Origin of the sequence: Armatimonas rosea (genome assembly GCF_014202505.1) — a bacterium.
Classification (GTDB): Bacteria; Armatimonadota; Armatimonadia; order Armatimonadales; family Armatimonadaceae; genus Armatimonas; species Armatimonas rosea.
This window is the reverse complement of the sequence record NZ_JACHGW010000002.1, coordinates 1084660-1095977: the sequence shown is the minus strand read 5'-3', so window position 1 is coordinate 1095977 and position 11318 is coordinate 1084660. Positions and strand designations below refer to the sequence as shown.

Genomic DNA, 11318 nt, shown 5'->3' with positions numbered 1-11318 from the left:
CACGCCTTGCAACAGACATCTTGGCCTTATGCATTTCGTCGCCGTTGCAGGGCGAGCAGTGCGAGGGGCAAGCCAAGTGCGCCTAGTGCCAGCGTTCCTGGCTCCGGTGCCATACCGAGTGTAAACGAGAGATCATTGGTGGTATTGGTGCCAGCACTATCCCACGTTGTTGGGTTGACCTCATTACCATCGGACCGAAATCCGTTCCCCTTGATCGCACCGCCGGTTTGTCGCCAGTATATTGGAGTACCATCGAAGACTGAGTCTGCGGTTCCTTCCTTGAGTCTGAGCCAATAGGTTCCGGGGCTAAGTATCTGTTTGGGAACTCTAAAGTAGACTTGGGCGATCTCTCGGTTGGGGTCACCTGCAGCAATGTCTCCCGTATCGGTAATGGTGAAGTTGCTGGCGGTTCCCTGTGCGATAATGTTGGTACTGGGAATGGCATTGGGGCTGGGAGAGCCTGCACTGCCGGAGTAGAGAAACCAGGTGAGCTGCCCGCTGAAGCTCGGAAGTAACCCTGGGCTGAGATCCACTGCATAGAATTGGATGGCGTTGAAGGTGATCGTGGAAGTTACCGTGAAGTCATCCGCAGTGGCGAGGCCAGAGATAGAGACTGCGTTTGTTCCTCCGATATAGGAGCCGTTGTCGTAGGCGGTCTGTGCGCTTGCGTGGTTCGGAAGAGCAACCAAGGTGACGAGGGCGGCAGTAATGCCAAGCGAAGTCAGACGGGTCAAGATATATTTCCTTTACTAGCCGCGTGTGTACTTGTTGAAGAACTCCAGGGTGCGCTTCCACGCGAGCTTAGCGGCGGCTTCGTCGTAGCGCGGCGTCGTGTCGTTGTGGAAGCCGTGGTTGGCCCCCTCGTAGACATGCGCGGTGAAGGGAACCATATTCGCCTTGAGGATCGCCTCAAAGGCGGGCGAGCCATCGACAATGCGCTTGTCGAGCCCACCGTTTTGGATCAGGAGGGGCGACTTTATCTTTGCCGCGTCTTCGGCATTGGGCTGCGAGCCGTAGAACGGAACACCTGCGGCTAGCTCCGTCCCCAGCTTCACCGCCAGCATATTGACGACGCCACCGCCGAAGCAGAAGCCCACCGCGCCGAGCTTGCCGTTGCTCTCGGGGAGTGCCTTCAGCCAGCGTGCCGCCGCGATAAAGTCCTCGCCCATCTTGGCCCGGTCTACCGTCCGAAACAGCGCCCCGCCCTTTTCATCGTCGCCGGGATAGCCCCCCACCGACGTGAGGCCATCGGGGGCGAGGGCGATAAAGTTCTCGGTCGCCAGCCGCCGCGCGACATCCTCGATATAGGGATTGAGCCCTCGGTTCTCGTGGATCACCAGGACCACGGGCAGCTTCCCCTTGATCTTAGCGGGCTTGGCGAGGTAGCCCTTGATAGTGGTGTTGCCCTTGGGCGAGGGCACGGTGACGGTCTCCGTCTTGATGCGCTTGTCGTCCTTGGGGACCTGCTGTGCCCAGGCGTAGTTGGGCCGCAGGCTCTCCCAGAGCATGGTCGCGGTGACCGCGCCCGTGGCGAACTTCTGCGCTCGCTCGAGAAAGGTCCGGCGGTCGATTCCGCCGTGGACATAGTGGTCGAAGAGATCAAGCAGCTCTTGCGGAAAATCCGATGCGTTTTTTCGTTCCATAATGACAGACAGCTCCGTTCTTGGGGCCAGTATACCAATTTTCTTCCTGTCGCAAACCGTGCCTTGGACGGTAAACCTCCAGGCTTTGGGGCCTTTGGCCGCCTCCTCGTGCCTCGTCGGTACAATGGGGCCGTGGGGGGGAATTCCGCCGCAGGCGCGGCGGAACGCCCCAAAGCCCGACGTTTACCGTCGAGGCGATTTTACGGCAAGGTTTTGTTCCAGGCGAGGAGCAGCTCGGTGAGCTGGCGCACCCGCTCCGGTTGCTCACGCGCGAGATTCTTCGCCTCACCAGGGTCGGTCTTGAGGTCGTAGAGCTGGGGTGCGGAGCCATCGGCCATGCACAAAAGCTTCCAGTCGCCCTCGCGCACCGCCAGATCGGGGAAGCGCTCGCGGGCACTAGGGCCGGGCCGATCGGGGGGACGTTTCCAAAAGATCGGGCGGCGGCGAAGCGGCTGTTTCTTGCCCAGAAGCGCCTCACTCAGCTCCTCACCATCGTGGGCTTGGGCAACGCCAGCCAGCTTTAAGAGCGAGGGAAACATGTCTACCGATGTGACAACGGTCTTCTCATTGACCACTCCTGGCTGGACCAGCCCCGGCCCCCAGACAATCAGCGGCTCTCGGATTCCGCCTTCGTAGAGGTTGCCCTTTTGCCCACGGAACGCTCCCGCCGAGCCTGCCCCGGGCTCGGGGCCGTTGTCGCTGGCGACAATCACGATTGTGTTGGGGATCGTGCGGACATACTCCAGGAGCGGGCCCAGCTGGCTGTCCATCTCCTGCACCACCGCGTTGTAGAGCACCTTCTTGCTCCCATCGCCGCGCACCGCTTTGGGTGGAAAGAACGGCGAGTGCACATCGTCGAGCCAGAGATTCACAAAAAACGGCTTGTTCTTAGCCCGTGCCTCCGTCATAAACGCCTGTGCCCGGCTCGCAAACGCGCCCGTCACCTTCGAGCGATCCAGCCAGGTGATACTCCCGCGCCCGAGCGTGTCACTGCCCAGGGCGTATCTCTTGGGCGGCGTGCCATCGTCGGCATCCAGCAGGGGCAAGATCCGGTCGCCCAAGCCCTCGAACTGGGTCAGCGAGGTGTCAAAGCCGTACTCGGTGATAAGCGGCGCCTCCCCCACATCGCGCTGGCCGCCCATGTGCCACTTACCGAAGTGCCCGGTCGCGTAGCCCACTTTTTGGAGCTCCCGTGCGACACTAGGCGCTTTGGTGTCGAGCCACTGCGCCATCCCGCGCTTTGTGTTGGCGGCGCGTGTCTCCAAAAACGAGTGGATGCGCCAGCGCTGCGGATACTGCCCCGTGAGGAGGCCCGTGCGCGAGGGCGAGCAGATCGGGGCGCTGACATAGAACTGGGTAAAGCGCACCCCCTCGCGGGCAAGCCGGTCGATGTTCTCTGTCCGGGCCAGCCGGTTGCCGTAGCAAGAAAGATCGGCATAGCCCATATCGTCGATCAGGACAAAGACGATATTGGGGGGGGTGGTGGGCGGGGGAGCTGGGATCATTTACTTGTCCTTTGCAGGAGCTTGACCATGGCTACGCCGAGGGCATTACCCACTTCCAGGTAGGTCTCGGCGTTGCGGAAGTAGTGGTAGTCCTGTTTCGGGTTCGGGGAGGCTTCCTTGCTCTTCCAGAAATCCCGAGACTCCACGCAGAACACGTTCCCCGCAAACTCGGGGTGTTTCTTGGGGTCGTTCATCGCCAGCTGGGCCTCCGCGATCTGGAGTCCAAAGCCGGAGCGCCCAGGGTTTCCGCAGCCCACGGCCAGCACGAAGGGAGCGTTGGGGGCATTGAAGTCCTTGCGCAGGCTCTTGATCAGGTTCACCAGGTTTTGCTCGTAGCGGCTGGCGTGGGCGGCGTTCTGGTCCTTGTGCCCCTGCCACCAGACAAAGCCTGCGAGCTCGTACTTTTGGGCACCGGGGTAGTACTTCCCTAGCTCACTCAAGACCTTCTTCGCATTGGCCGTGTCGTCGTCGTACTGCTTCCCGGCGTACCAGGCGACCGGCTTTTTCTCCTGTCCCTCTACCCACGACGGCGTGTCGTCTTTGTAGCCGGCGTAGGTCTTGCCCTCGAAGGTGAAGCGCTCGCTACCGGGCGGGAGCAGGTCCCAGCCCAGGCTTCGGTTGCCGATACAGGCCTTGAGGATCAGCACGGGCTCGTCGAGTGCCTGCCCCAAGACATGCCCCAGTGTTAGCTCCGGCCCGATTGCCCTCCCGCGCACCGAGAGCCAGTCGTTTTGCACGAGCTGCATGCTCCCTCGGTTCTGCATCACAAACGTGTAGCGGACATCGTCGCGTACCGCCCACTGCCCCTTGGTATCCAGCAAGTACGGGTACTTTTTCTCTGTCTTGACCACGTACTCTAGGGTTCCCTTTGTGGTCTCCGGACCGACATCGCCCATGCCCAGCATGTTGGACTGCCCCAGCAGAAGAAACACCTTGACGGGCTTTTGGAGCGCGGGGACGGCTTGCTGTGCGGCACATACCCGGCACAGAGCGAGCACCAGGACTACTAGTAGCGCAAGGCCCCCATGCCCTCGATGGTAAACCTCGGGGCTTTGGGGCCTTCGGCCGCGCCTGCAGCGACCAGCCCTACAGCCATAGGGAGTACCGACGAGGAACGAGGAGGCGGCACGAAGTGCCCCAAAGCCGCACGATTTCCGTGCAGGGCTCACATGATTGCCAACCGTAAGACAATTTTTCATGGATTTGCTCTCTTTGCAGTGCTGCGCCCCTGGGCCTTGCTACTCTCCAGCAGGGCCTTCAGCTCCTTGACGAGCTCCGGGTACTTGTAGTAGAGGTTGGTGGTCTCGCCGGGATCGGTCTCCAGGTTGTAGAGCTGGCCGGGTGCCTCGGGGGCGGTGTCGGGGAGGGCGTAGGGCTTTAGCTGCGGGTTGTCGTAGTTATTGCCGCCGGAGCCCTTGTGATCCAGGTACTTCCAGGGACCTTTGCGTATGGCGAGCGCGAGGCTGATGGTCTGGTGCAGCGTGTAGGGACGCACCACTCCCCCGCTCTTGTCGCCGCGCAGGAGCGGCAGGAGGTCGAAGCTGTCTTGGGCCGAGTTATCCGGGAGGGGCGTGCCGACGATCGCGGCGCAGGTGGCCATCACATCGGTGAGACAGACGGTCTGCTCGCTCTTGCTCCCTGGGGCGATCTTGCCGGGCCAGCGGACGATAAACGGGACACGGTGGCCGCCCTCCCACTGGTCCCGCTTCACCCCCCGCCAGGGCCGTGCGCCGTCGTGGCCGTAGTCGGCGCGCATGTGGGCAACACTGGTGGTCTCGGGGCCATTGTCGCTGGAGAACATCACCACGGTGTTCTTATCGAGCCCCAGCCGCTTCAGAGTCTTCATCAGCTCCCCCACCACCTCGTCCATTTCGTGGATAAAGTCCCCGTGTGGCCCGGCTTTCGTGCTCCCTTGGAAGCGCTTGGCGGCAAACGACGGCAGGTGGACGGCGTTCATGGAGTGGAAGAGAAAGAAGGGCTTCTTCGGGTTGTTCTTCTGGTGCTGCTCTAGAAACGCCTGGCTCTTCTGGAGGAAGACCGTGTCCACTTCTTCCAGGTCGTAGCCCGGCGCGATCATCCCCATGCGGTTGTCATCGGCGTAGGGGTGCTTGGGGAGCTTGGACTTATCGAGCATCCCCGTCGGTGGCACCGGGATTCGGTCGCCGTCGATAAAGGCGTAGAGGTAGTCGGTGGCGGGGCAGCAGGCGGTCCCAAAGAAGCTATCAAAGCCCCGGTGGATCGGGGAGTCCGGGATGGCGCGGGAGTAGTCGATCTGCCGGACACCGTCGATCCCGCCCTTGGTGATGTGCTTGCCATCCTTGTCGAAGAACGTCAGCCCGACATGCCACTTGCCGGTCATCGCGGTCGTGTAGCCCTGGTTGCGGAGCAGCTGCGGCAGGGTGAGCTGATCCTCTTTGATCAGACACGGCCCGCCCACTCCCTCAAAGACACTTCGGTACGGAATGCGAAAGGCCAGCCGCCCCGTGAGCAGGCTGTAGCGGCTGGGCGTGCAGACCGTCGAGGGCGCGTGCGCATCGGTGAAGCGCATCCCCTCGCGTGCCAGCCGATCCACGTTCGGTGTCGCCACTTTGGCCTCCGCGTTGTAGCAGCCCACATCACCGTAGCCCAGGTCATCGGCGAGGATAAAGACGATATTGGGCTTTGTTGTCGGCTGCGCGGCGACGGGCAGTGCGGCCAGCAGAGCCAGCAAAAGAAAGGCAGTGTATTTCATGGTGTGGTCGTTTTTGGCGGAGGAGGTGGCAGCTTGAGGACTTGGCCTTGGGCGAGAAGGCGCTCTCTCAGGACGGGATACGGCAGGTTCTGCACGGCGACGTTTCGTTTCGCCGACAGCGCCGCCGCGACACCCGCGCCCTGACCGATGGCCATCCACGCCCCCTCAATCCGCAGCGACGATAGGGCGACATGCGTGCTGGAGAGCGCGATTGGCACGAGGAGGTTGGTGCACTGAGCGGCCCGCGGTAGCACGGCACGGTAGGGCACGTGATAGGCATAGCCAAGCCCCGTGCCGGGGACACGCACGGGGAGGATCGTGCCCTCATTGACGACGCTGCCGTCTTTTAAGGCGATCCGCTGGCAGTCGTGCGAATCAATGGGGAATGAGGAGATGGCGATGGGGTCGTCTTTCTGTGGGGAGCTAAGAATGTCGTTTTGGGTAAGCAGGTACATCCCTCGCATTCGCCGCGACTCCCGCACGTAGAGCGCCGGTGGGAAGTGGTCGGTCGCCGCAAACTCATCTTTGCAAAGACCAAGGCTACCTAGGTCATCGCGAACTTTCTTTGGCACAGCAGGGTCAGTGCGGAGAAAGTGAAGGAGCTCAAGCGTGTATTGCTTATGCGCCTCCCAAATCTTCGCGCGGCCCGCCTCATCGGCGCTGTGCCAGGTGTTGCAGCCACCGACGAGCCCGAGCGAAATCTGACCGTGGATCGAGTTGTTGCCGTCGAGCTTCCCCCCGGGCAGGGGGTAGAGATCCAGGCCAATGCGACGAACGTCGGCTTGGAAAGCACGGCGGGCGAGCTCGAAGCGCGCCGGGTCGTAGCGCGTCGGCGCAGGCAGGGGCACTTTATTGGCGGGATCGCGGGTGAGGCAGAGCCGGAAACTATAGGTCATCACGTTCTTATCGCCCGCGTCGTCGGGGCCGGCGTCGCTGGCCGTGACGAGGGGGAGGAGCTTTCCCGCAGCGTCGAAGCCGCTGATCTTCATCTTCGCCTTGGGGTACTGCTTGCCCGCGTAGGACTCACCAAACTCCGCGCGGCCCTCCCGCCCGATGGTCCAGTCCACGCCCACCGCCGCCATGAGGTCGCCTTCGTAGGAGCCATCCACAAAGACCTTGGCTGAGAAAGTGCCGTTCTTGGTGATCAGCGACGTGATACGCGTGCCGTCTTTTTTCACCGACTTGAGAGAGCGCCCCGTCAGCACGGTGACGCCCGCCTCCTTGAGCATCGCCATCGTCACGCGCAGCGCCACGTGCGGCTCAAATGTCCATTTGGCCGCATCTTTGAGCGTCGGATTGTAGGGCGCGGGCAGCCCACGGTCGGTGTAGTCTTTGACCACGCGCCGGTGCCACTCCTCGAAAAGCCCCAGCAGGGTCTCGCGCCGCATCTGGTTGGAGTCGCAGTGACTTAGCCCACCGGTGCTCAGTCCCCCGACATGCTGGGTCGGCTCCAGCAAGATCACCGACGCTCCTTCGCGCGCGGCCGCAATGGCAGCGCAGAACCCGCCGGGAGTGGAGCCGTAGACAACGACGTCTGCTGTATCCGTTTTCATTTTACTTTTGGTACCTGTGCATTGTCCACGATCTGCAGGGCGGCATCCAGACGCACACGGAGCGCGGGATAGGCGACCTCTTGGACGCTGGTCTTGCTGTCGATGGCGAACCCTGCGGCAATCGCGGCGCTCTGCGAGAGGGTCATGAAGACGGGTTCCATGCGGATCGAACCGTGTGCCACATGGGATGCAGAGACACAGATCGGGGCGAAGAGGTTCTCACACTCGCCCTTGCGTGGGATGATCGAGCGGTACGAGATGCCATAGGGGCGCGGCGGGACATGCCAGATCACGCCATCGCTGACCACAAACCCGCGCTCGGTGACAAAGTGCTGCACGACATGGGAGTCCATACCAAACGAGCCCAGCCCGACCGGATCGGGGACCGTGCGCTTGCCTTCGCAGTCGTGCTGCGTCATCACGTAGTCCGTGACCATGCGCCGTGCCTCGCGGATATAGATCATGTAGGGCCAGCCCCCGTTGTCTGGGAACTCGTCTTTGGCGAGGCCATAGGCCGCAACTTGCTTGCGGATCGCCTCGGGGACGCGTGGGCTGTTCGCGAGTGTCCAGAGGAGGCCCCGGATGTAGGTCTGGTGCTCTTGCTCGATCTCTTGGCGGCGCTCGTAGCTCGCCTCAGGATAGTCCCAGTTCGCGCCGGGGAGGTCGGAGCCGACCGCGTGCATATTGTTCCAGTCCACCTTAGAGCCGCTCCCCGAGAGCTTTTCGACCAGCGCAGGCAGGCGGCTGTCCCCCGCCTCGAAGTTACGCAGCAGGAGCTCATGGTCTAGGGCTCGGTAGCCGGCGGGCCTCTCGATGGGAATATGGAGCTTGGGATCGGTGGTCAGGCAGACTCGGTAGTTGTAGGCCTGGATTTTCCTATCGCCTTGGCCGTTAGCCAGCCCCTTGATTGCGGAGATATAGGGCAGGAGTCCGCTGCTCGGCTCGCCGGGCTTGACATAGGGATCGACATCGTGGGTGAAGTGGTCCTTATCGCCCTGGGTGTAGTGGACTCGGGGCTTGGTGTCGCCGCGCCGGACACCCGCCATGTCCTCGCCGTACTGGCTCTCGGGCTCACGCCCGACGGTGTAGCGCACGCCTGCCGAGGCCATTAAGTCGCCGACATAGGTTGCGTCGATAAACATCCTGCCTTGGTAGGTCTTGCCGCTCAGGGTGGTGATGGCCTCGATACGCCGCCCTTTTTTCCTCACCCCCTTGCCCGGCCGCCGATCCAGCCTCTCGTTGTAGACCACGTCGACCCCAGCAGCGGCAATCAGCTTCTCAAAGGCCTGCCGCCCGACATGGGGCTCGAAGCTGCGGACATAGCTCGTCCCGTAGGCCGCGGCCACCAGGTCGTAGAACTCCGAGGCGATCCCGCCAAACGTGGCACGCTTGCCCAGAAAGTCGGTGGCTCCCAGGCCGCTGGCGCTCATACCGCCGAGAAAGCCCGTCGGATTGACCAAGACCACCGAGCGACCGTCGCGCTTGGCGGCAACCGCCGCTGTCACCGCGCCACAAGAGTCCCCGTAGACCACCACATCGTAGACCATCGCTTGACCCTATTTCCCTTCTTGCCGTGTGACAATGCCAAACAGCCCCTTCTGCTCCAGCCCGAGTGCGGGAATCCGGCACGGGCGAACCAGGACATGCTGGGTGAGTGTTTTGCCCGCGAGCTGGCTCACCACGATCAGCCCCGCCAGCCCTTTTTCGTCGGTGAGGGGCGTCACGGAGACGATACTTCCCTTGCCCTCTGGTCCCTCGACCGGCTCGTAGACCACGGCGAAGGGGCGGCTCCATGCCTCGCCGCGCTGGCGGACCACGAGCACGGGAGTGGGTGCACTGTCGTAGGGTGCAGGTGCCTCGTGGGTAGACGGAGCGAGGGCACGGGCGTACTCACGGCCGGGCGCGCCGGGGAGGAAGAGGCGCATCCCGGGGAGTGTCTTGGCGTGGAAGTGTGCCTGGACACTGCCCGCAAAGGTCCCCGATGCCTGGGTCTTTTGAAAGACATGCCAGCCCGGCCAGAGATAGCGCCCGTTCTGCTTCCAGACAGCGCCGGGAATCGGGCGGAACCGCTCCGGGGTATCGGAGAGCACCAGCCCCGGCTGCTCCGCCGTCAGCTCCACCCCGTCCCCTAGGTTGTGGTAGAGATAGTCGTGGAACTGCTCCGGGGTATCGGGGAGGGCGCGGGAGCGGAAGATATCGACGTAGTAGCCGGTGGTCGGCGACGTTCGCACTAGCGCGACGAGGCGCTCCTGGGTCGCCTTCGCCCCGGGGCTCTTGTCGTCGCTGAAGCGTGTCAGGGAGTAGGAGTACGAGGGCGAGAGCGGGGTATCTCCGGGGACGGACTCCAGCCCGACACTCTGCACGGTCTGGGTTCCCAGCCCCACCCAGCCGCCGGAGCCCTGGCTGGCACCATTGACGATCACCGTGTTGTAGGCAGCAAAGAGGCGGCGGTAGTTCTCGTGCTCGTCGGTGGTGTACTCGCCCTTGCCCGCGTTCGCCCCAAGTACATACCCCTTGCCGTAGAGCTCCAGCGCCATCCCCGAGGCGTGCCCGTGCACATGGGAGCCCCCACTCACCACGGCCATCAGGGCGTTTTTGGGACTCTTATCGGGCGAGAGACTCCGCTGGAGAACTGCTCCTACAAAGGGAAGGGTATCGGTCGTCTTGGGGGTTAGAGCCTCGCGCTTGCCCGTGATGGTCGGGGCGTACCAGAGGAGCGGGAGGGGCGCGAAGTAGGGATTGGCGCTCCCACTGTGGCCATCGGGCTTGGATCGGTCGTAGGCCTTGCTCTCGATACCGAGGTTGAGGAGTCCCCCAAAGAGTGCTTGGAGCTTGGCATCCCCCACACGCTGCCCGAGGGCATAGGCGATCTCAAACGAGTCGTAGGGGGCACCGCTCTTGCGGGGGCCGTCCCCGAAGCGAATGTACTCCCCGTTGGGAAAGCGCAGCTCTTGCATCCGCGCCAGCGAGAGCGGAATGTTGGCGTAGCTCGCCGTGAGCACCGCCGCCTGTCCCTGGCGCTCCATCAGGGCCACGAGGTAGGTCGCGAGTGTCGAGACCCCGCCCGAGTACTGAAACGACTCCGGCCAGATCGTCCCCGGCGTCGCAAACTGCCCCACAACCTTCTTGAGCGCGTCTTGGTGGCGCGTGCTCTCCTGGGTCACAAAGGCAAGCAGGCGCGCCCGCTCGGCGGGGTCATCGAGGGCGAGGACATTGTGCGCCAGGCTGGGCATCTCCAGTACCGGCCAGTTGCAGTCGATCAGCCCGTGGTCGAGAGCGAGCCGTGCATAGCGCCGGAAGACCGTCTGTGCGTGCTCGAAGTCGAAGCGCTGCGGCTGGCGGGTCGCCAGGTCGTAGACCGTCGCCCCAGCTTGCAGGTAGCTCGCCACAAAGTCGTAGACCAGCGGAATCTGCGCCCCAAGAATGCGTGCCTCAAGCAAGTGATCGCTGGGATAGAGATAGCCCCCATTGCCCACGGCCTCCGACGGCTTGAGCTGGACCATGGCCTCGGTGAAGACATTCAGGATATCGGCGGCGCAGGCGGCGTAGGACTTGTCCTCGGTCAGGAAGTACAGCACGCCACAGTCGATTCCCACCTGCACAAAGTGCATCAGCTTCTGTCGGGTGGCCTGGTTGGGGCGCGCACCGTTGGCTCCCTGGTAGGCAAAGGTCGGGTGGGCGGTAGGACCGGCGGGGCTGGGCACCAGCGGGAAGCCGCGCAGGTAGGCATCTCGGTCGCTCTGGTGCTGGGCGAGATCGTCCTTGACCCCGGCTTGTAGGGCGGTAAAGAGCGCCTTGGCCCAGGGCTGGGTCGCGATCTTGTCCAGGATCGGAGCGCGGTCTGCCGGCGTTACCCAGATCAGGGGACGCATTGGTGGAGTATGAC

At 63.1% G+C, this 11318-nt stretch carries 8 protein-coding genes; all 8 read right to left on the bottom strand.

Features of this window, described 5'->3' with window-relative positions:
* Window positions 1–26: 26 nt before the first annotated feature.
* The 8 genes from HNQ39_RS12960 to HNQ39_RS12925 all read right to left on the bottom strand — a co-directional run bounded on the left by HNQ39_RS12960 (window position 27) and on the right by HNQ39_RS12925 (window position 11304).
* On the bottom strand, window positions 27–734 hold the full coding sequence (locus HNQ39_RS12960) for a hypothetical protein (protein ID WP_184196463.1): 708 nt from the start codon (window positions 732–734) through the stop codon (window positions 27–29).
* A 15-nt stretch (window positions 735–749) separates the two neighbouring features.
* Window positions 750–1643, bottom strand: coding sequence for a dienelactone hydrolase family protein (locus HNQ39_RS12955; protein ID WP_184196461.1), 894 nt, complete (start codon window positions 1641–1643; stop codon window positions 750–752).
* 200 nt (window positions 1644–1843) lie between these two features.
* Window positions 1844–3148 carry a sulfatase-like hydrolase/transferase gene (locus HNQ39_RS12950; protein ID WP_184196458.1) on the bottom strand — a complete coding sequence of 435 codons (1305 nt, stop codon included), beginning with the start codon at window positions 3146–3148 and terminating at the stop codon, window positions 1844–1846.
* The gene (locus HNQ39_RS12945) at window positions 3145–4146 is read right to left on the bottom strand and encodes a sialate O-acetylesterase (RefSeq protein WP_221289986.1); all 1002 of its coding nucleotides are present in this window, start codon (window positions 4144–4146) and stop codon (window positions 3145–3147) included. Before HNQ39_RS12945 ends, HNQ39_RS12950 begins: the two co-directional genes overlap by 4 nt.
* Window positions 4147–4343: 197 nt before the next feature.
* The gene (locus HNQ39_RS12940) at window positions 4344–5879 is read right to left on the bottom strand and encodes a sulfatase family protein (protein ID WP_184196455.1); all 1536 of its coding nucleotides are present in this window, start codon (window positions 5877–5879) and stop codon (window positions 4344–4346) included.
* On the bottom strand, window positions 5876–7432 hold the full coding sequence (locus tag HNQ39_RS12935) for an FAD-dependent oxidoreductase (RefSeq protein WP_184196452.1): 1557 nt from the start codon (window positions 7430–7432) through the stop codon (window positions 5876–5878). Before HNQ39_RS12935 ends, HNQ39_RS12940 begins: the two co-directional genes overlap by 4 nt.
* Window positions 7429–8979, bottom strand: a complete 1551-nt coding sequence (locus tag HNQ39_RS12930; protein ID WP_184196450.1) for an FAD-dependent oxidoreductase — start codon at window positions 8977–8979, stop codon at window positions 7429–7431. Before HNQ39_RS12930 ends, HNQ39_RS12935 begins: the two co-directional genes overlap by 4 nt.
* A 9-nt stretch (window positions 8980–8988) precedes the next feature.
* Window positions 8989–11304: a heparinase II/III domain-containing protein gene (locus HNQ39_RS12925; RefSeq protein WP_184196447.1), complete on the bottom strand. Its 2316-nt coding sequence runs from the start codon at window positions 11302–11304 to the stop codon at window positions 8989–8991.
* Window positions 11305–11318 lie beyond the last annotated feature (14 nt).

Coding starts and splice junctions, on each gene's coding strand:
- HNQ39_RS12950 (WP_184196458.1), bottom strand. CDS start 3,148: ATGATCCCAGCTCCCCCGCCCACCACCCCCCCCAATATCGTCTTTGTC.
- HNQ39_RS12955 (WP_184196461.1), bottom strand. CDS start 1,643: ATGGAACGAAAAAACGCATCGGATTTTCCGCAAGAGCTGCTTGATCTC.
- HNQ39_RS12940 (WP_184196455.1), bottom strand. CDS start 5,879: ATGAAATACACTGCCTTTCTTTTGCTGGCTCTGCTGGCCGCACTGCCC.
- HNQ39_RS12930 (WP_184196450.1), bottom strand. CDS start 8,979: ATGGTCTACGATGTGGTGGTCTACGGGGACTCTTGTGGCGCGGTGACA.
- HNQ39_RS12925 (WP_184196447.1), bottom strand. CDS start 11,304: ATGCGTCCCCTGATCTGGGTAACGCCGGCAGACCGCGCTCCGATCCTG.
- HNQ39_RS12935 (WP_184196452.1), bottom strand. CDS start 7,432: ATGAAAACGGATACAGCAGACGTCGTTGTCTACGGCTCCACTCCCGGC.